General features: G+C 57.0%; 24 protein-coding genes. 12 read left to right on the top strand and 12 right to left on the bottom strand.

All coding sequences use genetic code 11. From position 1 onward, the window contains the following. Positions 1-171 precede the first annotated feature (171 nt). The 5 genes from JTM80_RS04545 to JTM80_RS04525 all read left to right on the top strand — a co-directional run bounded on the left by JTM80_RS04545 (position 172) and on the right by JTM80_RS04525 (position 6,160). Positions 172-1,674 carry a sodium:solute symporter family protein gene (locus tag JTM80_RS04545; RefSeq protein ID WP_172354835.1) on the top strand — a complete coding sequence of 501 codons (1,503 nt, stop codon included), beginning with the start codon at positions 172-174 and terminating at the stop codon, positions 1,672-1,674. Between the two features lie 181 nt (positions 1,675-1,855). Continuing rightward, complete coding sequence (locus JTM80_RS04540; protein WP_172354837.1) at positions 1,856-2,134, top strand: ferredoxin; 279 nt, start codon at positions 1,856-1,858, stop codon at positions 2,132-2,134. 124 nt (positions 2,135-2,258) lie between these two features. Beyond that, positions 2,259-3,665 (top strand): 1-acyl-sn-glycerol-3-phosphate acyltransferase, encoded by a 1,407-nt coding sequence (locus JTM80_RS04535; protein ID WP_172354839.1) that lies wholly within the window; start codon positions 2,259-2,261, stop codon positions 3,663-3,665. Positions 3,666-3,992: 327 nt separating this feature from the next. Beyond that, positions 3,993-4,301 (top strand): hypothetical protein, encoded by a 309-nt coding sequence (locus tag JTM80_RS04530; RefSeq protein WP_172358854.1) that lies wholly within the window; start codon positions 3,993-3,995, stop codon positions 4,299-4,301. A 131-nt stretch (positions 4,302-4,432) separates the two neighbouring features. Next, positions 4,433-6,160 carry a succinate dehydrogenase/fumarate reductase flavoprotein subunit gene (locus tag JTM80_RS04525; protein WP_172354841.1) on the top strand — a complete coding sequence of 576 codons (1,728 nt, stop codon included), beginning with the start codon at positions 4,433-4,435 and terminating at the stop codon, positions 6,158-6,160. 8 nt (positions 6,161-6,168) lie between these two features. Here the strand turns inward: JTM80_RS04525 and JTM80_RS22935 are convergent, their stop codons facing one another. The 10 genes from JTM80_RS22935 to JTM80_RS04480 all read right to left on the bottom strand — a co-directional run bounded on the left by JTM80_RS22935 (position 6,169) and on the right by JTM80_RS04480 (position 14,171). Continuing rightward, on the bottom strand, positions 6,169-6,303 hold the full coding sequence (locus JTM80_RS22935) for a hypothetical protein (RefSeq protein WP_255548873.1): 135 nt from the start codon (positions 6,301-6,303) through the stop codon (positions 6,169-6,171). 121 nt (positions 6,304-6,424) lie between these two features. Continuing rightward, a complete protein-coding gene (locus JTM80_RS04520) occupies positions 6,425-7,375 on the bottom strand; it encodes a F0F1 ATP synthase subunit gamma (RefSeq protein ID WP_205370680.1) in 951 nt (316 codons plus the stop codon). Positions 7,376-7,488: 113 nt separating this feature from the next. Continuing rightward, positions 7,489-9,009 carry a F0F1 ATP synthase subunit alpha gene (atpA, locus tag JTM80_RS04515; protein ID WP_172354845.1) on the bottom strand — a complete coding sequence of 507 codons (1,521 nt, stop codon included), beginning with the start codon at positions 9,007-9,009 and terminating at the stop codon, positions 7,489-7,491. A 121-nt stretch (positions 9,010-9,130) separates the two neighbouring features. Then, positions 9,131-9,688, bottom strand: a complete 558-nt coding sequence (gene atpH / locus JTM80_RS04510) for an ATP synthase F1 subunit delta (protein ID WP_172354847.1) — start codon at positions 9,686-9,688, stop codon at positions 9,131-9,133. Between the two features lie 4 nt (positions 9,689-9,692). Further along, on the bottom strand, positions 9,693-10,247 hold the full coding sequence (locus JTM80_RS04505; protein WP_172354849.1) for a F0F1 ATP synthase subunit B: 555 nt from the start codon (positions 10,245-10,247) through the stop codon (positions 9,693-9,695). A gap of 133 nt (positions 10,248-10,380) precedes the next feature. Then, complete coding sequence (locus JTM80_RS04500) at positions 10,381-10,857, bottom strand: F0F1 ATP synthase subunit B' (protein WP_172354851.1); 477 nt, start codon at positions 10,855-10,857, stop codon at positions 10,381-10,383. A gap of 206 nt (positions 10,858-11,063) precedes the next feature. Next, complete coding sequence (gene atpE / locus JTM80_RS04495; RefSeq protein WP_172354853.1) at positions 11,064-11,309, bottom strand: ATP synthase F0 subunit C; 246 nt, start codon at positions 11,307-11,309, stop codon at positions 11,064-11,066. 180 nt (positions 11,310-11,489) lie between these two features. Then, the gene (gene atpB / locus JTM80_RS04490; RefSeq protein ID WP_197673316.1) at positions 11,490-12,251 is read right to left on the bottom strand and encodes a F0F1 ATP synthase subunit A; all 762 of its coding nucleotides are present in this window, start codon (positions 12,249-12,251) and stop codon (positions 11,490-11,492) included. 48 nt (positions 12,252-12,299) lie between these two features. Then, positions 12,300-12,764: an ATP synthase subunit I gene (locus JTM80_RS04485; protein ID WP_228721733.1), complete on the bottom strand. Its 465-nt coding sequence runs from the start codon at positions 12,762-12,764 to the stop codon at positions 12,300-12,302. Between the two features lie 213 nt (positions 12,765-12,977). Next, positions 12,978-14,171: a bifunctional 2-polyprenyl-6-hydroxyphenol methylase/3-demethylubiquinol 3-O-methyltransferase UbiG gene (locus JTM80_RS04480; RefSeq protein ID WP_172354855.1), complete on the bottom strand. Its 1,194-nt coding sequence runs from the start codon at positions 14,169-14,171 to the stop codon at positions 12,978-12,980. 332 nt (positions 14,172-14,503) lie between these two features. Here JTM80_RS04480 and murJ point away from each other — a divergent pair, with 332 nt between their 5' ends. From murJ to JTM80_RS04455, 5 genes are all read left to right on the top strand, one after another. Then, a complete protein-coding gene (gene murJ, locus JTM80_RS04475; protein WP_172354857.1) occupies positions 14,504-16,159 on the top strand; it encodes a murein biosynthesis integral membrane protein MurJ in 1,656 nt (551 codons plus the stop codon). A gap of 40 nt (positions 16,160-16,199) precedes the next feature. Next, positions 16,200-16,838 (top strand): CatB-related O-acetyltransferase, encoded by a 639-nt coding sequence (locus JTM80_RS04470; RefSeq protein WP_172354859.1) that lies wholly within the window; start codon positions 16,200-16,202, stop codon positions 16,836-16,838. 132 nt (positions 16,839-16,970) lie between these two features. Further along, positions 16,971-17,789, top strand: a complete 819-nt coding sequence (locus tag JTM80_RS04465) for a PolC-type DNA polymerase III (RefSeq protein ID WP_172354861.1) — start codon at positions 16,971-16,973, stop codon at positions 17,787-17,789. A 3-nt stretch (positions 17,790-17,792) separates the two neighbouring features. Further along, a complete protein-coding gene (locus JTM80_RS04460; protein ID WP_172354863.1) occupies positions 17,793-18,749 on the top strand; it encodes an ABC transporter permease in 957 nt (318 codons plus the stop codon). A 131-nt stretch (positions 18,750-18,880) separates the two neighbouring features. After that, positions 18,881-19,042 carry a hypothetical protein gene (locus JTM80_RS04455; RefSeq protein WP_172354865.1) on the top strand — a complete coding sequence of 54 codons (162 nt, stop codon included), beginning with the start codon at positions 18,881-18,883 and terminating at the stop codon, positions 19,040-19,042. A gap of 96 nt (positions 19,043-19,138) precedes the next feature. Here the strand turns inward: JTM80_RS04455 and JTM80_RS04450 are convergent, their stop codons facing one another. Beyond that, positions 19,139-19,330 (bottom strand): DUF2949 domain-containing protein, encoded by a 192-nt coding sequence (locus tag JTM80_RS04450; RefSeq protein ID WP_068516276.1) that lies wholly within the window; start codon positions 19,328-19,330, stop codon positions 19,139-19,141. A gap of 1,125 nt (positions 19,331-20,455) precedes the next feature. Here JTM80_RS04450 and JTM80_RS04445 point away from each other — a divergent pair. Further along, the gene (locus tag JTM80_RS04445) at positions 20,456-21,118 is read left to right on the top strand and encodes an L-threonylcarbamoyladenylate synthase (RefSeq protein ID WP_172354867.1); all 663 of its coding nucleotides are present in this window, start codon (positions 20,456-20,458) and stop codon (positions 21,116-21,118) included. 500 nt (positions 21,119-21,618) lie between these two features. Continuing rightward, the gene (locus JTM80_RS04440; protein WP_225906759.1) at positions 21,619-23,094 is read left to right on the top strand and encodes a HetZ-related protein; all 1,476 of its coding nucleotides are present in this window, start codon (positions 21,619-21,621) and stop codon (positions 23,092-23,094) included. Between the two features lie 65 nt (positions 23,095-23,159). On the opposite strand, the gene JTM80_RS04435 is transcribed toward JTM80_RS04440, so the two are convergent. Next, positions 23,160-26,801, bottom strand: a complete 3,642-nt coding sequence (locus JTM80_RS04435) for a tetratricopeptide repeat protein (protein ID WP_205370679.1) — start codon at positions 26,799-26,801, stop codon at positions 23,160-23,162. Positions 26,802-26,855: the final 54 nt, after the last annotated feature.

Below are 26,855 nucleotides of genomic sequence, written 5' to 3'. Positions count from 1 at the left end.
AGGGCTTTGCATCAGGCGTGCAACAACGCACAGTCAGCAGTTGGGGCAGGGGTCACCTCCGGCCAGAGACACGACCCCACCCCAACTGGCTCCCAGACCGACCGAAACCAAATCGATGACAGCTTAATCCACTGTCAACCGTTCACTCTTATCGACCAGGAACAACTCATTATGGCAGAACATATCTTTTTCTGGGGGATTATTGTATTCCTCCTGGGAACCTTGGGCGTTGGCGTTTGGGCTTCCAAGCAGATCAAAGGCGACAGCGTGAATTACCTTGTCGCAGGGCGAGGCCTCGTCTTGCCCCTAGCGGCGGCGACCCTCATGGCCCAGTCTGTGGACTCAAACGCCACGATGGGCAATATGGATCTCTCGTCTCAGTTTGGCTTTTGGGCGGGCGCGTCCCTACCGCTGGGGCTGGCGCTCTGCCTGTTGCTCACGGCGCTGTTTTTTGCCAAGCCGATGAACCGCATGAAGCTGATCACGCTGCCCGATTTCTATCGAGTCAAGTATGGTCGGCGCGTTGAGGTCGTCGCCTCGGTGATCATGGTGCTGAGCTTTGCCTTTTTGCTGGCAGGTAACCTGGTGGCGGGCGGCTTCCTGTTTCAGGGCTTTTTGGGTACGAGCTACACAGCAGGCGTGCTGCTGATTGCCACCATCGTCTTTGCCTACACGGCTAGCGGCGGGCTGTTTGCCGTAGCCTACACGGACGCAATTCAGGTGGCGATCGCCTTCTTGGGAACCCTGGCGCTGCTGGGCTTCATGAGCAGCAGCTTTGGGCTGAATGTACCCGAAGGCATGGGGCCGCTGGCCCTGGGACAGTTGGTAGACCCCGGCCAGGGAGCCGCAGTGAACTGGGCCACCCTGCTGGCACTGGGGCTGGGCGACATTGTGGCGATCGACTTTATGGCGCGGGTCTTTGCCGCCGAAAGCCCCGAAACCGCTCAGCGGGCCTGTCTCATCGGCTCTCTGGGAACCGTGATTATCGGCGTTCCCTTTGCCATGATGGCGTTGGGCACACCGGGCATCCTGTCTGGGCTGGGCATCCAATCTGACGGCCCCATCCTGCTGTCGCTCCTCAAAAACGTGGCGCCGCCGCTGCTCAGCCTGCTGGTGATCGCTGCGATTCTGTCTGCGTCTCTCTCCACCGCCGATGGCGCAATTTTGGGAACCTCGTCGGTGATTGCCCACAACATTCTCGGCGTTCGCCACACCGACCATAACGCCGGGGGCGATCGCCTGCTAGCGCTCACCCGCACGATGGCACTGGTCATCACCATCCTGGGCGTAATCTTTGCCCTGCTGGTGCCCCAAACAGGTATCTTGCTGCTGCTGGCGTTTGACCTGGGCTTTGCGGGGCTGCTGGTGCCGCTGGCGGGCGGGCTATATTGGCCCAAAGCGACTCGCTACGGCGCAATGGCCTGCATTTTGGTGGGCACGGTAGCGCGGCTGCTGTTTTTTGTGCTGATGCCTACCATGTTTGGCGCAGACAACACGTTGCTCTACATTCCCAACCCTATCTTCACCGCCGACTTTGACGGATTCCCGACGCTGATCAGCCCGCTGCTGGGGCTAGCCGCCTTTGTGATCGTGTCGCTGATGACCCAGCGCAGTCGCGGCGCAGCGCCCGAAGTGGTGGATTTGGAGGCGATGCAGCCCGCTGAGAGGTCGTAGAGAAAAAACGAAGAGCGAAGAACGAAGAGGGAAGAGGGAAGAGGGAAGAACGAAGAGGGGAAAAAGGCGTGCTAAGGGGGGTGGAGAGTTGACGGGTTGGGATAGGCAGGTTGGGATAATGGAGGGAGTCTCGGACGCAATCTAGCAATTCCACCCCTTAATTTCTCTATCCCCGATTCCCATGTCCTACCAAGTCCTCGTCTGCCAGAGCAACGCCTGTCGCAAGGCAAAAGCGCAGCAAGTGCTGGCGGCATTTCGAGCGGCAAGTTTAGAGGGGGTGGAGGGGGTAGAAGTTGTGGCGAGCGGCTGTTTGGGGCAGTGCGGCAACGGGCCGATGGTGCTGGTGTTGCCAGACGAGGTGTGGTACTGGCGCGTGCTGCCAGAAGAAGTGGGGGCGATCGCCCATCAGCATCTCCAGTTGGGGCGACCCGTCGAAGCGATGCGCCTGCGTGGGGTATAAAGGGAAAAAAGAAAAAACGAAGAACGAAGAACGAAAAACGAAAAGCAGAAGTTTTCTCTCTTCCCTCTTCTCTCTTCTCTCTTCGTTCTTCCTTCTTCGTTCTTCCCTCTTCCCTCTTCCCCAAATGCCCTCCCCTATCACCCAAGTCCAACCCCCGCTGGAGTTTATTCCGCCCGATTTTGACCCGCTGGTTTATCGGGGGATGTGTGCGGTGCTGCCGTCCTGGATGAAGCTGCGAGTGGCGATCGCCGATGTGGAGGTGGAAAACACCAAGCAATTGGTTGAGTTGTTTCAGCAGTTTCAGGCGGGGAAGACGCGATTTTTGCTGGCGTTTCGGCATCCCACGCCGGATGACCCGTTTTCGCTGCTGTGGTTGCTGTCGCGGTCGGTGCCCCAGACGGCGCGAGAGTTGGGCGTGTCGCTGCAAAAGCCAGTTCACGCCCACTTTATCTATGACCGGGGGATTCCGCTGTGGGCAGGAAAGTTTGTCGGCTGGCTATTGCCCAAGATGGGCTGTGTGCCTGTGAAGCGGGGCAAGGCAGATCTGGTGAGCCTGAAGGCGGTGCGCGATCTGTTTGCGAATGGTCAATTTCCGATGGCCGCCTCGCCAGAGGGCGGCACGAATGGACACAACGAAATCGTTAGCCCGCTGGAGCCGGGAATTGCTCAATTTGGCTTTTGGTGTGTGGAGGATTTGCAAAAAGCCAAGCGGACAGAAACCGTGGCGCTGCTGCCCGTGGGCATCCAGTATCACTACATCACGCCGCCCTGGCGATCGCTCGAACAGCTCCTTCTGGATTTGGAATATGACACGGGTATTCGGGCCAGCGTTTCGCCGACGGCCTATCTGGGCCTGCAAGACGGCACAGAACCCACGCTAGAGCAGCAGACCCAGCTTTATCAGCGGCTATTAAACCTGGGCGAAACGTTGTTAACGCAGATGGAGAATTATTACAGCAAATATTACGGGCGATCGCTCGTGTTGCCCGACTTGCCGGCCGATGCCGACCCCAACGCCCGCCTGGCCGCCCGCCTGAAGTCGCTGCTGGACACGGCGCTGAGGGTGGCAGAAGAATTTTTTGCGATCGCCCCCAAAGGCAGCCTCACCGATCGCTGTCGCCGTTTGGAGCAAGCCGGGTGGGAGCGCATCTTTCGCGAAGACCTGAATCTGGAGGCGCTGTCGCCCGCCGAGCGCGGTCTGGCAGACCGCATCGCCGAAGAGGCTGACCTGCGGATCTGGCACATGCGCCTAGTGGAAAATTTCGTCAGCGTCACCGGCCGCTATGTCATGGAAAAGCCCACCGCCGAGCGCTTTGCCGAAACGCTGCTGCTGCTGCGAAACATGGTGAACCGCCTCAAGGGCGAAGCACCCAAACCGCCCCTGCGTCTGGGGCCGCGCCGCGTGGTGATGACGGTTGGCACGCCCCTCTCGGTGAGCGATCGCGCTGAGCAATATCGCGCCAACCGCCGCGAAGCCGTCACACAGTTGACCCAAGACCTGCAAACGGCGATGGAAAGCCTGATTCGGTGAGTGAGCTTGCTGGCAGCCGATGCAGGCATGGTCGAGCAGTGGTGTGTTGGCTGCGATACTTCATTTGATTAACTTCATTTGATTAATTTGATTAATGATTAATTTGATTAAACAGATGTTGTGATTAAACAGATGTTGCAGAAACCTTAAGAGAGATTGAGGACTTCGGGCGATCGCTCAACTCACGCTTTACGCTTAGTCCATTAGTTTTATGCGCTTCAACTTGCGTTGCCTTTTGGGGTAAGCGAGATGCGCCTCACTGGGCGATCGCCAAAGCCGCCGCAATGCAGGTTTGCCAACCACTCAAGGCTAAATGGGTTAACGGTCATGAATATGGAAAAATATCGCGTCACTTGCACGCTGTCCTTTGGAGATATTTACGGTCAGGTGGTGGTCTGGCTGGTGGTCATTTTCCTCAGCCTGGCCAGTGCGCTGGCGCTGATGGGCACGAGTCGCCCGCTGTTTGCCCTGGTGACGGTAGGGCTGATCCTGGTGCTATCGCTGCCGTTCCTGCTGTTTGCCTTCGTCACGACGCTGCTCAACCACATCGAGTTTTCGTCGGTCGATCCTGCTACAGAAACCACCAGCAAAAAAGTGACCGTTTCGGGCCAGCGCCCCGCCCAGAGCCTCAGCTAGCCCCCCTTCTCCGCCTCAGAAAGTCGCTACTTTCTATCGCTACTTTCTAAAGAAGTTCCCTGCCAATCGGCGGGGAGCTTTTGTTTTACGCCACCATAGAGAACAGGAGAACACCGACCCAGCACACTAGCATGATTGATCACGACGTTGTGATTGTGGGCGGCGGACTGGCCGGATGCCGCGCCGCTGTCGAAATTGCCCGCATGAATCCATCCCTCAGCGTGGCGGTGATTGCCAAAACGCACCCGATTCGCTCCCACTCGGTCGCTGCCCAGGGCGGCATGGCGGCCTCGCTCAAAAATGTCGATAGCGAAGATTCTTGGGAAGCCCACGCCTTCGACACCGTGAAGGGATCTGACTATCTCGCCGACCAGGACGCAGTGGAAATCCTCACCCGCGAAGCGCCCGACGTGGTGATCGACTTGGAACACATGGGCGTGCTATTTTCGCGCCTGCCTGACGGACGCATCGCCCAGCGAGCCTTTGGCGGCCATTCCCACAACCGCACCTGCTACGCCGCCGACAAAACCGGGCACGCCATCCTGCACGAACTGGTGAACAACCTGCGGCGTTACGGCGTTCACATCTACGACGAGTGGTACGTCATGCGCCTGATTTTGGAAGAGGAGCAGGCGAAAGGACTGGTGATGTTCCGCATTCGCGATGGGCATCTGGAAGTGGTGCGGGCAAAGGCGGTGATGTTTGCTACGGGGGGCTATGGGCGCGTGTATAACACCACGTCCAATGACTTTGCCTCGACAGGCGACGGGCTGGCCATGACGGCAGCCGCCGGATTACCCCTGGAAGACATGGAGTTTGTGCAGTTTCACCCAACAGGCGTGTATGGCGTGGGGGTGCTGATTTCGGAGGCGGTGCGCGGCGAAGGGGCCTACCTGGTGAACTCGGAAGGCGATCGCTTCATGAAGACCTACGCCCCCAGCCGCATGGAACTGGCTCCGCGAGACATTACCTCACGGGCGATCGTGAAAGAGATTCGAGCCGGACGCGGCATTCACCGAGACGGCAGCGCGGGCGGCCCCTTCGTCCATCTCGACGTGCGCCACCTCGGTCGCGAAAAGATTATGAGCCGCATTCCCTTTGCCTGGGAGGAAGCTCATCGGCTGCTGGGCGTAGACGCGGTGCATGAGCCGATCCCTGTGCGCCCGACGGTGCATTATTCGATGGGCGGCATTCCCACCAACACTGACGGACAGGTGCGGAGCGGCGACGAGACGCTAGTGGAAGGCTTTTTTGCCGCCGGGGAAACGGCCTGCGTGTCGGTGCATGGCGCAAACCGCCTGGGCAGCAACTCGCTGCTAGAGTGCGTGGTGTATGGGCGGCGGACGGGGGCGGCGATCGCCCGCTATGTGCAAAACCGCAAGCTACCCGACCTGAACGAGACACCCTACCTCAGCGAAGCCCGTCAGCGTATCCAAACCCTGCTCGACCAGCGCGGCGAACACCGAATCAACACGGTGCGGCAAGCCTTTCAGGACTGCATGACCGATCACTGCGGCGTGTTTCGCACTGAAGAGGTAATGCAAGCAGGGCTGCAAAAGCTGCAAACGATTCGCCAGCAGGCGGGCAATATCTTCCTAGACGACAAAGGCAAACTGTGGAACACCGAGCTAATCGAAGCTCTGGAGCTACAAAGCCTGCTCACTGTGGGCGAAATCATCCTCACGGGCGCACTGAACCGCAAAGAAAGCCGGGGGTCGCACTGCCGCGAAGACTGCCCCGATCGCGACGATGTGAACTTCCTTCAGCACACAATGGCTTACTACTCGCCTGCGGGCATTGAGCTACGCTATCGCCCGGTGACTATCACTCAGTTCCAGCCCCAAGAGCGGAAATACTAGCAGAAATATCAACCGTTGGGACTTACGCAGAGCGATCGCCCTTCATCTTGCAGCACCCGTGCCTCTGGGCGATCGCCCTTCATCTCCCAACGCTCGTACCTCTCGGCGATCGTGTTGCCCACCCAATTTTGTAAACTGGGCAAGCGCTAAATAAAAACCTGGGCAAGCGCTAAATAAAAAAGCTTTCCGTGAGCGTGTAAAGGTGTGCGCTCACGGAAAACTGCTGTTATTTTTTGGCTTACTACTTGCAACTACTGCTCACAGCTACTGCAAGGCGTTTGCACCTGCCACCACCTCAAGAATTTCCTGGGTGATCGCGGCCTGACGCGCCTTGTTATAAGTCAGTGTCAGTGTCTTCATCAGTTCGCTGGCGTTGTCACTGGCGTTGTTCATAGCAGTCATCCGGGCGGCCAGTTCGCTGGCGGCGGACTCTTGCAGCGCTCGCAAAAGCTGGTTATTGAGATAGAGCGGCAGCAGCGCGTTCAAAATCTGCACTGGATCTTGCTCAAAGATCATGTCTTGGGGGAAAGACCGTACATCTGGCGTAGCGACTTTTTCCCGCTCCACCGCAAACTCGCCGCCTCGAGTCGTCAGCCGGAAGATTTCGTCATCTGGTGTTTCCAGTCCCTGCGGGTCAAGCGGCAGTAGCGTTTGAATCACCGGGCGAGAACTGACCAACGACACAAACTTGGTATAGATTAGCTCGACCCGATCCACGGTTTCCGACAGGAACAGCGACAGCACCTCATCAGAAATCTTTGCCGCTTCCGCAGCCGTTGGGATTTGCTCTAGCCCGGAAAAGCTGGCATCGATGGGCTGGTTGCGGCGCTGGAAGTATTGCAGCGCTTTCCGTCCAACCAATACAAAGCGATAGTTTAGACCCTCGGCCTGTAGCTCGCGGGATCGCGCTTCTGCCCGTTTGATGATGTTGCTGTTGTAGCCGCCACACAAACCGCGATCGCCCGAAATCACCAGCAGCCCAACGGTCTGCACCTCCCGCGACTTCAGCAGCGGCAGATCGACATCTTCAAACTGCATCCGCGCTTGCAAGCCGTATAGCACCTGCGCCAGACGATCGGCAAAAGGGCGAGTCGCAATCACCTGCTCCTGGGCGCGGCGGACTTTTGCAGAAGCCACTAGGCGCATTGCCTCTGTAATTTTCTTGGTATTCTTGACCGACTGGATGCGATCGCGAATTGCCTTCAGGTTTGCCATAGTTAGGAGTTAGGAATTAAGGGTTAGGGGTCGAAGCGGTTAGAGGGAAGAGGCAGGCATTAGAAATACAAACCCATGCTGATTCCTAAGACCTGGCCCCTGACACCCTATCCCTACTTCAGTCCTGCCAGGAAGGTTTGCTTGTATTCGGCGATCGCCTCTTTCAGCAGTCCTTCTGCCTCATCTGTCAGCACCTTTTGCCCCTGGACGATTTCGATGTACTTGGCCTTGCTGGTCTTTAAATAGTCGCGCAGTCCCTTGGTGAACGCAGTTACCTTTTCCACCGGAATATCATCCAAATAGCCGTTAATCCCGGAGTAAATCACAGCCACCTGCTCCGCCACCGACAGCGGCGAATACTGTGGCTGCTTCAGCAGCTCCCGCAGGCGCTGACCCCGCGCTAGCTGATCCTGGGTCGCCTTGTCTAGGTCAGACGCAAACTGAGTAAAGGCTTCCAGTTCAGCAAACTGAGCCAGTTCCAGCTTCACCTTACCTGCGACTTTCTTCATCGCCTTGGTCTGTGCCGCAGATCCCACGCGAGACACCGAAATACCTGCGTTCACCGCCGGACGCAGACCTGAGTTGAACAGATCAGAAGACAGGAAGATTTGTCCGTCCGTAATCGAAATGACGTTCGTTGGAATATAGGCCGACACGTCGCCCGCCTGGGTTTCCACGATTGGCAGCGCCGTCATGCTGCCCTCACCCAGTTCAGGGCTGAGCTTTGCAGCCCGCTCTAGCAGGCGTGAGTGGAGATAAAACACATCGCCAGGGTAGGCTTCCCGTCCGGGCGGACGACGCAACAGCAGCGACATCTGGCGGTATGCCTGAGCTTGCTTGGAAAGGTCGTCATACACCACCAGCGTATGCTTGCCTTTGTACATGAAATACTCTGCCAGGGTTGCGCCCGTGTAGGGAGCCAGGTATTGCAGCGGCGCAGGATCACTGGCGTTTGCTGCGACAACGATGGTGTATTCCAATGCGCCACGAGACTGGAGTGCATCCACTACCTGAGCCACCGTCGAGGCTTTCTGTCCCACCGCAACGTAAACGCAGATCACATCCCCGCCTTTCTGGTTCAGGATGGTGTCCAGCGCAACAGCGGTCTTGCCCGTCTGACGGTCACCAATGATTAGCTCACGCTGACCACGACCAATTGGAATCATAGCATCGATCGCCGTAATCCCGGTCTGCATCGGCTCGTACACCGATTTCCGTTGCACAATACCGGGTGCAGGAGATTCCAGCAGGCGAGAATCAGTCGCGGCAATCTCCCCCTTACCGTCAATCGGACGTGCCAGCGCATCGACCACACGACCCAGATAGGCTTCCCCAACAGGAATCGAGGCGACTCGACCCGTCGAGCGTACAGTGCTGCCCTCCTGAATATTCAGACCTTCGCCCATCAGCACAGCACCCACACTGTCTTCTTCCAGGTTCAGCGCCAGACCAATCGTGCCGTCTTCAAATTCCAGCAGTTCGCTGGCCATAACGTTCTCTAATCCATAGACACGGGCAATTCCGTCGCCGACCTGCAGCACGGTTCCCACGTTGGAAACCTTAACTTGCTGGTCATATTGCTCGATTTGCTGGCGAATAATGCTGCTAATTTCGTCTGGTCTAATTGCTACCATTGCGTTTTTCTCCAGTTGAACGGTGGGGGATCAGGTTGTAATACCCGTCGGGATGAAAGTAATAGATTCTTTATGGATCAAGGGGAACCAGTAAAGGCAGCCAGTTGTCCGGGGGTGCTTCCTAGCTAGAACCCATTAGCTTCAGTCCGATGCGTCGCAGTTGGCCCCGCAGGCTTGTGTCATACACTTGAGAACCCACCTTGATCACGACTCCACCAATCAGATCAGGATTGATGCGAGTTTCCAAATCAACTTGCTGGGCACCCGTCAGCTCTTTGACCTTGTTGCGAACCGCTTCTTGCTGGGCTTCGGTCAATTCAACAGGCGCACTGACCTCCGCCAGAACGGCCTGCTTCAGTTCGCGCAGGAGCGCCTGATACTGCTTGCAAATGTTGTCTAGAAACAGAATTCGACCCCGATCCACCAGCAGAAACAGAAAGTTGAGCGTATAGGGATGAACCTGCTCTGATGCAAGCTGGCGCAAAATGCCTTTCTTGGCCTCAGGCTTAATCAGCGGGTTCGCCAAGACTTGCTGAAGTTCTTCTGATTCGGCCAGGAGCGATCGCAAGAATGCGACATCTTCACCAAAGCGGTCAATCAAATCACTGGATTTGGCAAGCGACATCAAAGCCTGTGCGTAAGGCTCCGATACTTCGGATGCTGTAATTGAATCTCTCATTTCGCTAACCTCCCAATGCCGCAATGCCGCGATCGATTAATTGCTGCTGGGCATTTTCGCTCAGTCCGCCTTTCAACCTTGCCTCGACCTGCTGGAGCGCAAGCGCTGCCACTCGCTGACGCAGTTCGTTCACAACGCGCTGCTCTTCTGCGGCGACATCCTGATCCGCCGCCGCCTGCATTCGAGCCACATCCTGCGTCGCCTGCTCTAGAATTGCGGCACTCGCTGCGGCTGCCTGAGCTTCTGCTTCTGAGCGAATACGAGCCGCTTCTTCTTGAGCCTGTGCCAGCTTTTGCTGCTGCTCTGCCAGGAGAGCGGCGGCTTCCTGCTTGCGCTGCTCCGCTTCCTTGATCGAAGCTTCGATTTTCGCCCGCCGATCGCTCAGCGTTTTCCCTAAAAAGCCGCGACCAAAATATACCAAGACACCAATGATGATGGCGAGGTTAATCAGGTTTGTGTCTAGCAGGTCAAAATTCAGCCCGAAGCCGCCTTCTTCGGCCGCTTCAGCCGCTTCTCCCGCTGTTGCGGCGATCGCCAACAAACTCCCTAGTATCTCCATCTGTGAATGCCCGAATCTGCGTCTTTGATTGATTCACGAGTTCAAAACAGGTCTCTGGAAAGCCAACCGAAGAGCAACGTCAACTAGCACAACACCAGAAAACGCTGCGACCTAGCGGCTTGCCCCGTCAGCGCTAGCCAAGCGCAACACCACCCGTCACCTTTTCCAAAATCTGACGGCTCAATTCATCCACCTGCTGCTCTAAAGACTGCAATGCCGCAGCCTTTTGAGCGTCTAAGTCCTTTTGCGCTTGCTCTCGCTGAGCCTGAGCAATCTGCTGGGCTTCGGCAATCTTTTGAGCTGCGATCTTCTGAGCATCTGCCTCAGCCGCTGAGACAATTGCGATCGACTGACGGCGAACCTCGGCTGCCTCAGTCTCATACTGCTTAGCCAGCGCCTCTGCTTTTGCTAGACGCTCCTTCGCCTCTGACTGATTGGCGCGGATGTAGCCCTCGCGGTCATCCAGTGCCTTTCCCAACGGCTTGTAAAAAGTGACGTTGAGCACTGCAACCAGCAGCATAAACTGAAGCGCCATCAGCGGCAGTGTGGCATCCAGGTCAAACAGACCACCGCCGCCCTCTTCAGCCAGTAAGAATGTCCAATAAACCATATTCATTCGCCCCGACTAACTTTTTGGGGTTCTACTAACCAAACCATTTGCGCTAACGTCGAAAGCACTGTCGAGGAGCGTTGCCCAAAGTTGGATACCTGACTCGAGCGCGATCGCCCGACAACAATACACTCAAGTCCAAAACACTCAAGTCTAAGCAAGCCTGTGGCTGAAATGCTCTGCACCCCAGCCACACAGCCCATCTCTTAGGCAAAGGGGTTAGCAAACAGCAGCACCAGCGCCACCACCAGACCGTAGATCGTCAGCGCTTCCATGAACGCCAAGCTCAGCAGCAGCGTACCGCGAATCTTGCCCTCTGCTTCGGGCTGACGAGCAATCCCTTCAACTGCCTGACCAGCGGCATTCCCTTGACCAATGCCAGGGCCAATCGCCGCCAGACCTACAGCCAGCGCAGCAGCCACAACCGAAGCAGCAGAAATAATCGGATCCATGATGTTTTCCTTCCCTAAATATTACAGAACGAGAAACACGTCAGCAAATGCGTGATCCGGCTTGCAAAATCAGCCCATGTAAAGGCGATCGCACACCTCACACAACGACCGTCGATTGCACTGACGACTGCTGCAATCGAGTCGCATGAACGGGGAATTCACACACCCCAACTGAGGATGCTAGTGCTCCTCATGCCCTTCACCGTGGTGATCCTCCATTGCCTCGCCGATGTAGGCTGCCGCCAGCGTCGCAAAGATGAGCGCCTGAATTGCACTCGTAAAGAGGCCAAGCGCCATCACGGGCAGCGGCACAAACAGCGGCACCAGGAGAACCAACACACCCACCACCAGCTCATCCGCCAAGATGTTTCCGAAAAGTCGGAAGCTGAGGGAGAGCGGCTTGGTGAAATCTTCAATAATCTTGAACGGCAGCATAAACGGCACAGGCTGCACGTAGTTGCCGAAATAGCCTAATCCCTTGCGGCTAAACCCTGCGTAGAAATAGGCCAGCGAGGTCAGCAGCGCCAGCGCAACCGTGGTGTTGATATCGGCAGTCGGCGCACCCAGTTCACCCTCTGGCAGCTTAAAGAGCTTCCAGGGAACCAGCGCACCCGACCAGTTGCTCACGAAGATGAACAGAAACAGCGTGCCCACAAACGGAACCCAGGGGCGATATTCCTTTTCACCAATCTGGTTTTTCGCCAGATCGCGAATGAACTCTAGCCCGTATTCCATTAGGTTTTGTAGCCCAGAGGGAACGCGCTGAATATTACGGCTTGCCAGGAACGTGACCAGCACCAAAAGGCCGATTACAAACCACGAGGTGAGGAACACCTGCCCATGCAGCTTTAGATTTCCTAACTGCCAATAGAAGTGTTTGCCGACTTCTAGCTCAGCAAGCGGAAAGGCATTGAAGACGTTAAGAGAAAGCAACGTTTCCATGAAAATGGCTTGCCCGAATTAACTGGAGGGATGCTAGGATATCTAAACCTATCCCTGTGAGGGGAGGATAGATGTCCGCAACATATAGAGAATGACCGCAGCTTTATAGGTCAGGAAGCCTAAAAAAATAGGCATAATTTGAAGCTGATTCCAGCGAGAAGCAATCAGAATCAAACCCACCAAGAGAACGAGACGAGTGTTTCCAATTCGTCCCTTTTCTCGGCCTAGCTGCTCAACGTTTCTAGCCAACATTCTCAAGTAAACCACACCTGTGCACGCTCCAATCAGGTAATTGAGAGCAATATTCAGAGAGTAGACTGCCCACACAGAACTAAAAATGACCGCAGCCATGACAAGCGTTGTTAGCAGCAGATGGTTCTGAAGCTTGTAGTATTCCTGCATGGATGCATCGGGCTGGGCTGACAGGGCGGCAGAGGAGTCGCTGCTCTCTGGAGCAGCAGGATCAGCCGGAGCGTTCGTATTGGTTTCGGGTGGGAGATCTGGCGTGGTCACGATTGAGAACCGAGTCCAGATAGGTCTTTTGGAGTCATCAGTGCATCATTGCCAACGCAGTGATGAACCGTCTCTAATCATATCATCGCAGGGTAACAATACTTAATGACGGTGATTCAAAATCATTCAATTCCTACGGACTTTCTAAACAGGATTCTTTGAAAAGAATTTAGAAGGCTTTTGCAACTGAGATTCTGGGGTGCAGCCTGGGGTCTAAGTTGCTGGGGTTAGCAGCAGCAGTTGTTGGCGCTGGAGGTTGCGAACGCTGTCTAGGGGCAACGGCTGGTCTTGCAGGATTTGGGCGATCGCCCTTCCGTCATTCTTCTCACAAGCCTTGAGAAAGCCCCACTCGGCCTCGCTGAGGTTGATGATCTGGTAGTCGTAGTTAAACACGCAGCGACTATCCCAGCCGTCGATGCAGGGGCTGAGGGTGGGAATGGCGCTGAGCAGGCTGGCATCCGATGACCAGTTGTAACGCTCTAGCGGCGGCCGACCCAAAAAGAACTCGTAGTGGGTGATGGTGTCGGGATCGAGCAGTTCGATCAGGCGGTAACGCTGGCGATCGCCCAGACCTTCGGCCCGCTGCATCAACTCCGGCGACTTGCCCAGCAGTCGCTCCAGATCCCACACGCGAGGGTTTGAGAAGCCCAAGAATTCCAGCCCCGATGCATCAATGAGTTCAAACAAGGTGTCGATGTTGTAGTCGATTTCCTGCGGATGCACGTACATATCGGCAAAGCACTCGTCTTTTTGGTTTTCCAGCGACCAGCGCTCCTGTTCGCGCCGCACTAGGCGGTTGTTTTTGGGCAGGCTGGCAAAGATGGCCCGCCCTAGCTGCACGCCGTCGGTATAGTCGCCCCGGCGATCTTGCTGAAGGAGGGCGATCGCCTGCTGCATCAGCTTAATTTCCCAGCGTCCCAATTCCCCATAGACAAAGATATGCATTATGCCACCCGGAGCCAGCTTTTTCGCCAACGCCTGAATCCCGCGAATCGGGTCAGGCAGGTGGTGCAGCACGCCGACGCAGTTAATCAGGTCAAACTCACCCGGTAGCTGATCCGCATCGTACAAACTCAGGTGGTGAAAGGTAGCGCGATCGGCCCCAGATCGCCGACACCGCTCCTGCGCCACCGACAGCGCCCCCGCGCTCAGGTCAATCCCCGTCACCTGCGCTTGCGGATTCAGATGCACCAGATATTCCGTCCCCACGCCCGTTCCACAGCCTGCATCCAAAATCCGAATATCCTGCCGTGCGGGTCTGCGTCCGGTGCAAAAGCTGTAGGCTGCTAGCCAGTTCCAGCGCCAGTTATAACCCGGTGGCGGTTCATCCAGCAGCGGCTCTGGGGGAAACGGATAGGTGTCATATAGCCGCGCAACCGCCGCGCTCACAGCCTGAGAATCGGACATAGAAGAGGAATTGGATAGGAAGGGCAATCCGAATTATAGGGGGTTGGGGGTGTGGGAGGGTGGGAATCGTTTGAACCCGCAGACTGGGGGATGAGGCGAATTGGGTTACCGCTTGCCTCTTAAGATACAAGGAGAGAGCGCGGCGCGAGGGACGGGAGCCAGGTCTTGATTGTCTTCTCTACGCGATGTGCAACTTTCAATCTGCCCTCATTCCCCAATCGCTTCTCCTGACTTGGGAGAAGAGGCGCAAGAGCGGCTTGACCTTCTTCTGTTCAAGCCTTTTTCTGCCTCGCTTTCTTAAGTAAACCAATACCCCCAATCCCTCTAAACCTGTGTCCAAAGCCCGCTCACTTGCCGGAATCGCTGGAATTGTTGCCATTGCTACGCTGCTGAGCAAGGTGTTTGGCTTGTTTCGCCAGCAGGCGATCGCCGCCGCTTTTGGCACGGGCCCCGTGTTTGGCGCGTTCAACTTTGCCTATGTAATTCCGGGCTTTTTGCTGATTTTGCTGGGCGGGATCAACGGGCCCTTTCACAGTGCGATTGTCAGCGTCTTGTCGAAGCGCAAGCAAGAAGAAGTCGCGCCGATTGTGGAAGGAATCACGACGCTGGTGGTCAGCATTTTGCTGCTGGTGACGGTGGGCTTGATTGCGTTTGCAGAGCCAATGATGAGCCTGGTGGCTCCGGGTCTGTTTCTCTCGGCGGCCGATGCGGCGCGGGAGGGGATGTCGCCGGAAACCTATGCCACGCTCCAGCAGACGCGAGACATTGCCATTCAGCAGTTCAAGATTATGGCTCCGATGGCGGTGCTGGCGGGGCTGGTGGGCATCGGCTTTGGCGCGTTGAATGCGGCCAATCAATACTGGCTGCCGTCCATCAGCCCGCTGTTTAGCAGCGTCACGGTGCTGCTGGGGTTGGGGGGACTGGCGTGGTATCTGGGCGATCGCATCACCGATCCGCAATACGCCATGCTGGGCGGCGCGGTGCTGGCCTGGTCTACCCTAGCGGGGGCGCTGCTGCAATGGCTGGTGCAGCTACCCGCCCAGTGGAAATCCGGCTTGGGCACGCTGCGACCCCGGTTCAACTTCAACGATCCCGCCGTGCGCGAGGTGATCCACGTCATGGGCCCGGCGACGTTTTCTTCAGGCATGATGCAGATTAACGTATGGACGGATTTGTTTTTCGCGTCCTTTATTCCCAACGCGGCGGCGGCTGTTTCGGCAATGGGCTATGCAGGGCTGCTGGCGCTGACCCCGCTGGGCATTTTGTCAAACGTCATCCTGGTGCCGCTGCTGCCTGTGTTTTCTCGCCTCACCGCACCGCAAGACTGGCCCGACCTCAAGCTCCGCATCCGTCAAGGACTGATCACCACGGCTCTGACCATGCTGCCCATCAGCGCCCTGATGATCGTGTTGGCTGTCCCCATTTCGCGGGTGGTCTACGAGCGCTATGCCTTCCGCCCCGAAGACTCGCTGCTCACCGCTACCGTGCTGATGGCCTATTCCGTCGGCATGTTTGTGTATCTGGGGCGCGACGTGCTGGTGCGCGTGTTTTATGCCCTGGAAGACAGCCTCACGCCGTTCCGCATTAGCATTGCCAATATCTTCCTAAATGCGCTGCTGGACTTTTTGCTGGTGCGTCCCTACGGCGCGGTGGGGCTGGTGCTGGCGACTGTCGGCGTGAACCTGATTTCGATGCTGATTATGCTGGCTATTTTGCACCGTCGCCTGCAAGGGCTGCCGCTGCGTCAGTGGGGCGGACTGACGGCGCTGCTGGCCCTGGGCAGCGGGCTGGCAGGCGGGGTAGCGTGGGCGGTGCTTCAGGGCTGCGAGGAATGGCTCGGCAACCAGGGCTTTGGCGTGCTGCTAGTGAATCTGTGTCTTGCAGGCGGCGTAGGGCTGCTGGTATTTGGGTGGTTTGCCACGCGGCTACGGCTGCCGGAGGTGGATGCGTTTGTGAGTCGGTTAAGCCAGCGATTTTTGAGGCGATAATTTGAGGCGATAATTTGACGCAATTGTTTGAGGCGATAAAATGACCTCCGGCCCTTCCCCCGACACCCGCTACCCGATCCCCGGCCAGACCCGGCTGGCGTTTCTGAAAAATATCGTCAAAAATCCCAACATTATCGTCGGCGACTACACCTACTACGACGACTTTGAGACACCGGAGAACTTTGAGCGCAATGTGCTGTATCACTTCGACTTTGAGGGCGATCGCCTCATCATCGGCAAGTTTTGCTCCATCGCCTCGGATGTCAAATTCATTATGAACGGCGGCAACCACCGCACCGACTGGTTCACCAACTATCCCTTTCCCGTGTTTGGCAACGGCTGGGAACACGCCATGCCCGATTCCTGGCCCAACAAAGGCGACACCATCATCGGCAACGACGTGTGGATCGGCTACGGCGCGATGCTGATGCCGGGAGTGCAGGTGGGCGACGGAGCCATTATCGCCACGGGTGCGGTCGTCACGCGCAACGTGGAACCCTACGCCATCGTTGGCGGCAACCCCGCAGCCCTGATTCGCAAGCGCTTTGACGACGCAGTGATCCAGGAACTCCTGCAAATCCGCTGGTGGGACTGGGACATCCAGAAAATTACCCGCCACCTGCCTGCTATCTGCGGCGGCGACTTGGCCATGCTGCGACAAGCCGCACAGGAGGGCTAATAGGAAGGACGGTCTGATGAGTGGGAAAGTCGTAGAGTGTGGGATTCTAGACGGCAGCCGCTGGAGAAAGGATTAGGATAGTCAGAAGGCTTTTGGAAGCGTCGTTTCTGCTCTCCCTCTCCCACCCCACCCATGCTCTCTCCCCAACTGCTACAGCACTATCGCCAACTAAGCCAACAGCCGCTGACGGTGGTGGATGTGGAGACAACAGGCGGACTGGCGTTTAAGCATCGCATGACAGAACTATCGGTGCTGCACGCCAGCCTGAAGGAAGGAGTGCAGCGGCAGCAGTCTACGCTGCTGAATCCGGAAGCGCTGATTCCTGCTAAGATTGTGCGGATTACAGGCATTACGCCAGAAATGGTGGCAACGGCTCCCACAGCAGCCGAAGCGCTGACCGACTTTTTGCCACTGCTGCAAACGGGTGTGCTGACGGCCCACAATCTGGAATTTGACTACGGCTTTTTGCAGGCGGAATATCGACGGCTGGGCGTGGAGTTTATGCGCCCTGAGCGAATGCAGCTTTGCACCGTAGAGCTATCGCGGCTGATGCTGCCCGATCTGCCCTCGCGCAGTCTGCCCAAACTAGTGCAGCATTTTCAATTTCCCATCGATACGTCGCACCGGGCAGCGGCGGATACCCTGGCCTGCTGGCTGCTAGCCGAACGATTGCTGACAGAACTCTGCAATGAAGAGGATACGGTGCTGCTGGCCCGGTTTGCGCGTCAGGTGATGCCCTTGAAATATGCGGCGCAACTGCTGGGGCAGCGGCAAAAGAAAGCCGCCAAACTGCTGATGTCTTTGGGCATTGAGGGAAAATTGGTGGCGCGGGGCCGCAGCAGCACGCTGCTTTATCGTCGGGGCGACGTAGAGCGGGCGGTGGGAGAACTGGCGCAGGCGGCAGCGCTAGAGGCGGCTAACCCGGCTCAGCTTTCGCTGCTGGGAGAGTAGGCGATGATTCGCTATGTGGCGATGCGGCTGCTGGGGCTAGGGCTGACGCTGCTGGCGATTAGCCTGGTCATTTTCACCATTTTGGCGGTGGCTCCGGGCGATCCGATGTCGGAATTTGCCAGCAATCCGGCCATCACCGCAGAGGTACGGGAAAACATCCGGCGATCGCTCGGTCTCGACCAACCCCTGCCCGTCCGCTACGTGAAATGGCTAGGGGCACTGCTGCGCGGCGACCTGGGCTATTCCTTCACCAGCCGTAGCCCCGTCAGCGGGCTAATTTTGCAGCGGCTGCCGACGACCCTGTGGATCGCGGGATTGTCGTATCTCATTTCCGTGGCGATCGCCCTGCCGCTGGGGGTCTTCTCTGCCCTGCGGCGCGGTTCCGTCGCCGATCAGGTCTTAACTTCGGCGGTGCTAATGGGCTTTTCGCTGCCCACCTTTGTCACCAGCCTGCTGATGATTATCGTGTTCAGCGTGCAGCGGCGGTGGCTGCCCTTTATCTACGACAGCACGCTGGTCGTGCGGGATTGGAACAGCTTCCTGCTGCAACTGAAGCAATCGCTGATGCCAGTCGCGACCCTGGTATTGTTTCAAACGGCGGTGCTGATGCGGTTTGTGCGGGCCGCCCTGCTCGACGAACTGCCGCAGCACTACATCCGCACGGCCCACGCCAAAGGTCTATCCAAACGGCGCATTGTTTTAGCCCACGCCCTGCGAAATGCGCTGATCCCTGTAGTGACGCTGGTGGCGCTGGATTTGCCTAGCCTGTTTACCGGATCGCTGGTGGTAGAACAGGTCTTTCGGGTTCCGGGCATGGGGGCGCTGCTAGTGGAGTCGATTTCCCGCAGCGATACGCCCGTGGTGATGGCGATCGCCTTTATTTTCTCCGTCCTGGTGGTGCTGCTAAACCTGGTTGCAGATTTGCTATACGGCTGGCTTGATCCGCGAGTGCAGGGGTGACGGAGCGTTGGAGAAGATATTCTAGTGGGGGAACGAGGGGATGGGGGATTCACGGACTCCGGTACACCTCATGCCGCGTTAACGGTTCAGTGTGAAAATTTCAGTGTGAAAAGTTCTTTGAGGCGATCGCCATGAGCAAAATTGAGCCACCCGGCAATCCTGATGGATGGGGCGATCCCAGCCCAATCGTGCTAGTCATCCTGCTAATGCTGTTTTTTGGATCGTGGATTGGCAGTACGATCAACCGCCCAACGACCCTGGAGGAATGTCGGCAAATCTTGCAGCAGCCCTAAGTTTGGTCGCTTCCAGTGGTCGCTTCCAGTGGTCGCTTCTAGTGGTCACTTCAAGTGACCGCTTCCAGTGGCCGCTCCAAGCGCCGCAGGCAGCAGTCAGGCGGTTTCGAGCCAGTCATAAATGCGGTCAAGCTGTTCCAGCGTCACCAGGCCGTATTGCCACAGGATCATCGGCAGCGGGCCCGGGTCATGCTCCAGGTGTTTCTGGGCGATCGCAATCGACGCATCTGGCACCGATAGCTCTTCGCGCAAGAACTTGATTAGCCTTGCATAGGTCAGCGGGGTCATCGTGGGTTCACCTCCTTGGGGTTGTTTGGGTTTGTTTACAGATTTGTGGTTTTTTGTGGTTTGTAGATTTGCAGATTTGCGGTTTGCAGATTTGTGGCTTGCGGATTTGAAGAATTCGTTGATTTAACGAGAATGGTAGGTCGGGTAGAGGACTGAATCAATGCAGATCCCGGCAATCTTCCCTTCGTCTTTTCACCTGCCCAGCCCTGCCACAGCCATCAGCCTGCCAGCTTACTACTGTTATCAGCACTCGCCGACGGGATTACGATCCGCTGCAAAGGCTTTAGCTTTTCTTCATCAAACCGGGCGCATCCCAGTTCTACAAGTTTGCCCTCATCCCCCATCCCCCTCTCCCTTTTGGGGAGAAGGGGGGCCGGATTTGGAAGTCCCTCTCCCGCTTTAGGAGAGGGATTTAGGGTGAGGGTTACAAAAGTGGGATACACCCATCAAACCTCTTGAATCCGACGCGATGAAATCAGCCCTTGGATCTAGTCGGCTCGATGCTTGCAGCTCGAAGCTTGCGGCTCGATGCTTGCAGGTTGAGTGACTCAGATGAAATTTGGAGTCGGTAGGTTCCCCAGGGGGTTTTGCGTAAAACTTTGGTGCATAAAACCTGATTTGCGTAAAACCTTTGTCTGTAAGAGGGTGTTTGAAAAGGTATCGCCTGTAATGTTAAGCACTCAGAGATCCCCCCGCCCCCCCTTAAAAAGGGGGGAAACCGCCTTAAAGTCCCCCTTTTTAAGGGGGATTTAGGGGGATCTTGCACGCTTTGCTACAAACAGTAGGACTTTTCAAACATCCTCTACAACCTTTTTGAGGCAAACCTCAATCGAGCCACCCAAGCCAAACGCCCCCGGTTGTGCCGTGTTGCTCAAAAAGAGTGCAGGATTTACCAGGATACTCCAAACTTTGGCGGGCGATCGCCCAGTTACCCAAAAATCAGGAGAAATTCATCTCGTACTGAATTAAAAACCCCCATCCCACGATTCACCGTCCGCAAGAGTACGATAGTTTGATGCCCTGGCTGGCGGATGAAGCAGCCGCGTCCGTAGTTCCACGGAGGTAGGTGGGTTAGGCTCAATCCAGGCTCAATCCGCACGCTGCAACCCTTTACAAAACACCTGCATGGCAATCGTCTACAGCATCCATCCTGAAACTCCCCAAAAGCGCAAGGTCGATCAGGTCTGTGATGCGCTTCAGGACGGGGCTGTGCTGCTCTATCCCACCGATACAGTCTACGCAATCGGCTGCGACCTCAACTCCAAATCGGCCATCGAGCGCGTCCGCAAAATCAAGCAGCTTTCGAGCGACAAACCCTTAACCTTTCTTTGCTCGTCCCTGTCGAACATCGCCAGCTACGCCTACGTCAGCGATGCGGCCTATCGGCTGATCAAGCGGCTGATTCCCGGCCCCTACACCTTTTTGCTGCCCGCCACCAAGCTTGTGCCTCGGCTGGTGATGGACCCCAAGCGCAAGACAACGGGCATCCGCGTCCCCGATCACACGGTCTGTCAGGCAGTGCTGACGACGCTGGGCAACCCGATTATTTCTACCTCTGCAACCACAGCGTTTGATTCGCAATCGCGCACGTCCCCCGGTCACATTTCTAAACCTGAACTGTTCGACCGCTTTGATAAGCTGGTGGATCTCATCATCGACGACGATTCTCGCGTGGGATATCAGGTGTCTACCATGCTGGATCTAACAGGGGAGGAACCTATTCTCTTGCGAAAGGGTCTAGGAGTAGAGGCGGTTGCCGGGCTGGTGGGAGAACCAGAATCGGAATAGCCCCCCGCCTGAGCCACGCTCGCTTGGGCCCCTTGCCATAGGTCTGAGAGTCGCGCCGCCCCCTTTGCAGCGCAGGCGCTTTCGGAAAGCCCGCTTTTTGCAAAGACCCCGACCCCGATCACACGCCCGATTCATTCGCCCGATTCATTTGCCCGATCAGGACTAAACCAAAATTTAGCCACCCGGTCAACTGGCACCCCCTTTTCTTCGATTCCCTCAGGGACAGCTACCCGCCCGTCGTCTGCCCGATTCGTCTGGAGTTCCTGCAAAATTCAGCGGTTTGGTGAACACGGGTGAACCCCGCTCTGGGTCTTGCCCCAAGAGACCAGCATAAAAAGTGACATAGCCCCATCCGGACGAAGCCGTACTCCCTCCGGGGGAGCGTGTAGACCTGATTATGACTGCTGAGTTGGGTGGAATAAAGCGGCCAAAACTGGCTTGCAGTGTTCTCCGCGCCCTCCAGCAGTTGCTCTACCAACCCGTGCATCACCAACACCGTCATGAATCTCGAACCCGCCAACTTCCCCACTTGTGCTACGCCTGCGTCTACGGCTTCTGGTTTTCATGCTCCGGTCGCCTCTGCCGACTTCAATCAACCCAGTCCCCACGATACGCACACTGCGTCACCGTCTGCGGCATTTTCGCCAGATCGTTCGGAAGCGACGGATTCTGTGGATTCTTTGTTTGCGGCTGGGCTGGATTCCGCTCCGATGCTGGATTCCGTCGATCTGATGGCGGAGGTGGATACAGAATCGTTGGCGATCGCCCCCGCCCATTCCCCCGCCCATTCCCCCGCCCATTCCCTCGCCTCGACAGACGCAGACGACGCAGCCCTCCCACCCGCCCAGCCGCCCGAAATTCAGAACCTCCAGCTTGTGGAGCGGCTGTTGCACGAATTGGAATCCGCACTGGACAAGCGGCCCACCAGCGCCGACGCGGTGATCCGGCGGATCGTGGCCGAGGTCGAGCGGATCTGCTCCAAGAGCGATCGCATCCAGTCTTCAGGACAGGTCGAAACCTGGCAGTGGACGCTGGCCCAACACCGCCTGCAAAAGTGCCTCACCTACTATCGGCTGGGGTCGCGGCGCGGTCGTGTGGAACTGCATAGCCACCTCAGCGCCATCGTCTATCGCCACATCACGCGCAGCCGCGCCCAGCTTGGCTTCCAGGCCCGCTACGAGATGATCGAAGACTTCATGCAAATCTTCTACATCGAAGTGCTAAAGGCCTTCCGCAAAGAGAACTTTTTGCCCGAAGACTATAGCCCCCAGACCCGGCTAGAACTGGCGGAATACATGGCCTTTATGGAGCAATATGCCAAGCGCCGCATCAACCTGCCCGGCCGCCGAAACCAGCAGCTAATCGTGCTGCGGGCCCAGGGGTTTGCCCGTCGCCAGCCCGCCGAAACCTCTGTGGACCTGGATCTGGCAGTAGAATCGGCGCGGGGCGACGAAGCCGACATCCACAGCCGATCGCCCGTGGTGCAGCAGGTGCGAGAACAGATGGTGTCCGAAGCGCTCGACCCATCAGATTCCGTCCTGCGCGATCGCGTCGTGGCAGAACTGGTGCAATACCTAGAATCCCAAAAGCAGCAGGACTGCATCGACTACCTCATCCTAAAAATGCAGGATCTCACCGCCCCCGAAATCGACGAAATCCTGGGCCTGTCGCCCCGCCAGCGAGACTATTTGCAGCAGCGGTTTAAGTATCACGTCGAAAAGTTCTCGCGCTCTCACCGCTGGCAACTCGTCCACCAGTGGCTCGGTGCCGATCTGGATCAAAACCTGGGAATGCCCCAGCACCAGTGGGAGGCGTTTCAGGCCCAGCTCACCGCCGACCAGCGCCAGCTCTTGCGGCTAAAAATGCAGCGGGAATCCGACCCGGCCATCGCCCAGTCCCTCCGCTGCACGCCCAAGCAGGTGCAAAAGCGCTGGGTGCAGGTGCTAGAGGCCGCGTGGCAGTTTCGGAATCAGTGAGAGCATCGGCCGTCCAGGTTTGCTGGGGCATCTCGCGCCAATTCCAAAATCCAAAATCCAAAATCTCAACCCCGCAACTCCGCCATTCGCTGTTGTGCAAATTGCACAAGGATGTCTACGCCAATCGCCTGGCCAATCTCTGCGGCCTGCTGGAGCGACTCCAGGGCCGCATCTACTTGGCCTAGCGCCGCCTGGGCCGACGAAATGTACAAAATCAAGTTGCGGGCCTGGCTGTAGGGATGATTAATATCAATATAAATTTGCTGTGCCTGCAAAAATGCCTCCAGCGCAGCCGATGTATCCTCCAGCAGACCAGCGCGACTGCACAGCGCATTGGCATAGCCCAATCGAGCGCCCACCTGCTGATAGGTGGCAATGGCTTCGTCATAGAGGGCGATCGCCGCATCACATTGTTTGAGAAATTGCAGCACATCGGCTTTGGCTTTTAGCGCATTGGCATAGCCCAATCGAGCGCCCACTTGCTCATAGGTGGCGATCGCTTCGTCATACAAGGCGATCGCCGCATCACATTGTTTGAGAAATTGCAGCACATCGGCTTTGGCTTTTAGCGCATTGGCATAGCCCAATCGAGCGCCCACTTGCTCATAGGTGGCGATCGCTTCGTCATACAAGGCGATCGCCGCATCACATTGTTTGAGAAATTGCAGCACATCGGCTTTGGCTCTTAGCGCATTGGCATAGCCCAATCGAGCGCCCACCTGCTGATAGGTGGCAATGGCTTCGTCATAGAGGGCGATCGCCGCATCACATTGTTTGAGAAATTGCAGCACATCGGCTTTGGCTCTTAGCGCATTGGCATAGCCCAAGCGATCGCCCACTTGCTGATAGGTGGCAATGGCTTCGTCATAGAGGGCGATCGCCGCTTCCCGTTGGTCGAGAAATTGCAGCACATCGGCTTTGGCTTGTAGCGCATTGGCATAGCCCAATCGATCGCCCACCTGCTGATAGGTGGCGATCGCTTCGTCATACAAGGCGATCGCCGCTTCCCGTTGGTCGAGAAATTGCAGCACATCGGCTTTGGCTCTTAGCGCATTGGCATAGCCCAAGCGATCGCCCACTTGCTGATAGGTGGCGATCGCTTCGTCATACAAGGCGATCGCCGCATCACATTGTTTGAGAAATTGCAGCACATCGGCTTTGGCTTTTAGCGCATTGGCATAGCCCAATCGATCGCCCACCTGCTGATAGGTGGCGATCGCTTCGTCATACAAGGCGATCGCCGCATCACATTGTTTGAGAAATTGCAGCACATCGGCTTTGGCTTTTAGCGCATTGGCATAGCCCAATCGATCGCCCACCTGCTGATAGGTGGCGATCGCTTCGTCATACAAGGCGATCGCCGCTTCCCGTTGGTCGAGAAATTGCAGCACATCGGCTTTGGCTTTTAGCGCATTGGCATAGCCCAAGCGATCGCCCACTTGCTCATAGGTGGCGATGGCTTCGTCATACAAGGCGATCGCCGCATCACATTGTTTGAGAAATTGCAGCACATCGGCTTTGGCTTTTAGCGCATTGGCATAGCCCAATCGAGCGCCCACCTGCTGATAGGTGGCGATCGCTTCGTCATACAAGGCGATCGCCGCTTCCCGTTGGTCGAGAAATTGCAGCACATCGGCTTTGGCTTTTAGCGCATTGGCATAGCCCAAGCGATCGCCCACTTGCTGATAGGTGGCAATGGCTTCGTCATACAAGGCGATCGCCGCATCACATTGTTTGAGAAATTGCAGCACATCGGCTTTGGCTTTTAGCGCATTGGCATAGCCCAAGCGATCGCCCACTTGCTGATAGGTGGCGATCGCTTCGTCATACAAGGCGATCGCCGCATCACATTGTTTGAGAAATTGCAGCACATCGGCTTTGGCTTTTAGCGCATTGGCATAGCCCAATCGATCGCCCACCTGCTGATAGGTGGCGATCGCTTCGTCATACAAGGCGATCGCCGCTTCCCGTTGGTCGAGAAATTGCAGCACATCGGCTTTGGCTTGTAGCGCATTGGCATAGCCCAAGCGATCGCCCACCTGCTGATAGGTGGCGATCGCTTCGTCATACAAGGCGATCGCCGCATCACATTGTTTGAGAAATTGCAGCACATCGGCTTTGGCTTGTAGCGCATTGGCATAGCCCAAGCGATCGCCCACTTGCTGATAGGTGGCGATCGCTTCGTCATACAAGGCGATCGCCGCATCACATTGTTTGAGAAATTGCAGCACATCGGCTTTGGCTTTTAGCGCATTGGCATAGCCCAATCGATCGCCCACCTGCTGATAGGTGGCGATCGCTTCGTCATACAAGGCGATCGCCGCATCACATTGTTTGAGAAATTGCAGCACATCGGCTTTGGCTTGTAGCGCATTGGCATAGCCCAAGCGATCGCCCACCTGCTGATAGGTGGCGATCGCTTCGTCATACAAGGCGATCGCCGCATCACATTGTTTGAGAAATTGCAGCACATCGGCCAGCTTTTCCTGAACATAGCCATAGCTCCCGCGCTCTTCTTCCTGGGGCCGCCACTCCTCCACCAGACGGCGATACAAGGCCTCTCGCAGGTCGTTATAGCCCGAAAGCTGCATCCAAAAATCACATCGGCTATACCGCTCCCCTGGCTGCGTTTCTCTCGTCAGCCAGTCCAGCGCCATGCCATACTGCCCCAGTTCGCAGAGATGATGAAACACCTCCAAATAGTCTTGCAGCAGATCGGTTTCTGCCTGCCGCAGATTCTCTTGGCCCCTCATCTGCTGCAAAGGTTGCACCCGCTCGACAAAGTGGCTCACGGCTCGCCCATGAGCAGTGGACTGGTCGCCGGCCCGGCGCTGGGCCAGTTCTCGCACCTGGGGCTGCCAGCGAAAGAGTCGCGGTCCTTCGCGGCCAGCAGCAGGCAGCCGTTGCAGCAGCGATCGGCGCTCAAGCTGGCCCAGGTCTGCCTCGGCTTGGGGAGGGTCTACCCCAGCCACGACGGCGGCCGTGGTGGCATCAAAGGGCTGCCGCAAAATGCTGAGTGGCCAAAGCATCTGCCGCAGGCGCTCCTCTAGCCGCCCCGCGCTCCAGCCAAACACCTGCTCCACGCTGAGCTGCCGTTCCCCCTGATAGGGCCCCTCCAGCGCCCACAAATCACCGGGCAAATAGCGCACCTGGGGGTCAGCAGCCTCCTCCGCCAGCAGCCACCCCGCAATCAGCACCAGCGACAGCGGATAGCCCCCCACGCGCCGCGAAACCGATTGCAGTTCTTCATCCCCGCCCAACACGCCCTTTTGCCGGAGCAGTGCTGCCCCTTCTTCCGGGGTCAACCCTTCCGTTAGCGGCAGCCAGTTGATGCCGCCACTGCTCAGGTTCACTTCGATGGCAAAGTCGGGCAACGGCTTGAGCGTGTTGATGCAGCAGCACTCGTCTGGCTCTAGCCCACGGGCAGCAGCTTCCTGACGAAAGGTGGTGGAACCGTAGCCGTGCAGGGGAATATCCACCGCTTCGGCATAGCGCTCGATCAGCCGCGCCAGCACTTTCTTGACTAGCTCATGTTCGGCGGAGGGCATGAAGATCTCTAAGGTTCCTTCCAGGTAGATCAGCCGCAAGCCGGGATAGTCGCCCAGGGTTGCCAGCAGGCTATCGTACTGTTGCCAGGTTACGCCCGACAGCAGCACGCGCTGGTCTTCGGCATTCAAAGCAGGCTGGAAAGAAGAAACCATAGCCATAGCATAGCGCCGAGTATCGCTGCGGCTAGGCAGCCCCAACGCCGGAAGCTGCCA

The sequence above is a fragment of the Thermoleptolyngbya sp. PKUAC-SCTB121 genome, assembly GCF_016919485.1.
Taxonomy (GTDB): domain Bacteria; phylum Cyanobacteriota; class Cyanobacteriia; order Elainellales; family Elainellaceae; genus Thermoleptolyngbya; species Thermoleptolyngbya sichuanensis.
This window is presented reverse-complemented; position numbering and strand designations above follow the sequence as displayed.

Excerpts from the sequence above, each read along its gene's own strand:
- atpE (WP_172354853.1), bottom strand. The coding sequence starts at position 11,309 with ATGGATCCGATTATTTCTGCTGCTTCGGTTGTGGCTGCTGCGCTGGCT.
- atpB (WP_197673316.1), bottom strand. The coding sequence starts at position 12,251 with ATGGAAACGTTGCTTTCTCTTAACGTCTTCAATGCCTTTCCGCTTGCT.
- JTM80_RS04535 (WP_172354839.1), top strand. The coding sequence starts at position 2,259 with ATGCCCTCCCCTATCACCCAAGTCCAACCCCCGCTGGAGTTTATTCCG.
- JTM80_RS04470 (WP_172354859.1), top strand. The coding sequence starts at position 16,200 with ATGACCTCCGGCCCTTCCCCCGACACCCGCTACCCGATCCCCGGCCAG.
- JTM80_RS04545 (WP_172354835.1), top strand. The coding sequence starts at position 172 with ATGGCAGAACATATCTTTTTCTGGGGGATTATTGTATTCCTCCTGGGA.
- JTM80_RS04505 (WP_172354849.1), bottom strand. The coding sequence starts at position 10,247 with ATGGAGATACTAGGGAGTTTGTTGGCGATCGCCGCAACAGCGGGAGAA.
- JTM80_RS04440 (WP_225906759.1), top strand. The coding sequence starts at position 21,619 with ATGAATCTCGAACCCGCCAACTTCCCCACTTGTGCTACGCCTGCGTCT.
- JTM80_RS04520 (WP_205370680.1), bottom strand. The coding sequence starts at position 7,375 with ATGGCAAACCTGAAGGCAATTCGCGATCGCATCCAGTCGGTCAAGAAT.
- JTM80_RS04480 (WP_172354855.1), bottom strand. The coding sequence starts at position 14,171 with ATGTCCGATTCTCAGGCTGTGAGCGCGGCGGTTGCGCGGCTATATGAC.
- JTM80_RS04450 (WP_068516276.1), bottom strand. The coding sequence starts at position 19,330 with ATGACCCCGCTGACCTATGCAAGGCTAATCAAGTTCTTGCGCGAAGAG.
- JTM80_RS04530 (WP_172358854.1), top strand. The coding sequence starts at position 3,993 with ATGAATATGGAAAAATATCGCGTCACTTGCACGCTGTCCTTTGGAGAT.
- JTM80_RS04500 (WP_172354851.1), bottom strand. The coding sequence starts at position 10,857 with ATGGTTTATTGGACATTCTTACTGGCTGAAGAGGGCGGCGGTGGTCTG.
- JTM80_RS04455 (WP_172354865.1), top strand. The coding sequence starts at position 18,881 with ATGAGCAAAATTGAGCCACCCGGCAATCCTGATGGATGGGGCGATCCC.
- JTM80_RS04460 (WP_172354863.1), top strand. The coding sequence starts at position 17,793 with ATGATTCGCTATGTGGCGATGCGGCTGCTGGGGCTAGGGCTGACGCTG.
- JTM80_RS04445 (WP_172354867.1), top strand. The coding sequence starts at position 20,456 with ATGGCAATCGTCTACAGCATCCATCCTGAAACTCCCCAAAAGCGCAAG.
- atpH (WP_172354847.1), bottom strand. The coding sequence starts at position 9,688 with ATGAGAGATTCAATTACAGCATCCGAAGTATCGGAGCCTTACGCACAG.
- JTM80_RS04435 (WP_205370679.1), bottom strand. The coding sequence starts at position 26,801 with ATGGCTATGGTTTCTTCTTTCCAGCCTGCTTTGAATGCCGAAGACCAG.
- JTM80_RS04465 (WP_172354861.1), top strand. The coding sequence starts at position 16,971 with ATGCTCTCTCCCCAACTGCTACAGCACTATCGCCAACTAAGCCAACAG.
- JTM80_RS04540 (WP_172354837.1), top strand. The coding sequence starts at position 1,856 with ATGTCCTACCAAGTCCTCGTCTGCCAGAGCAACGCCTGTCGCAAGGCA.
- JTM80_RS04525 (WP_172354841.1), top strand. The coding sequence starts at position 4,433 with ATGATTGATCACGACGTTGTGATTGTGGGCGGCGGACTGGCCGGATGC.
- atpA (WP_172354845.1), bottom strand. The coding sequence starts at position 9,009 with ATGGTAGCAATTAGACCAGACGAAATTAGCAGCATTATTCGCCAGCAA.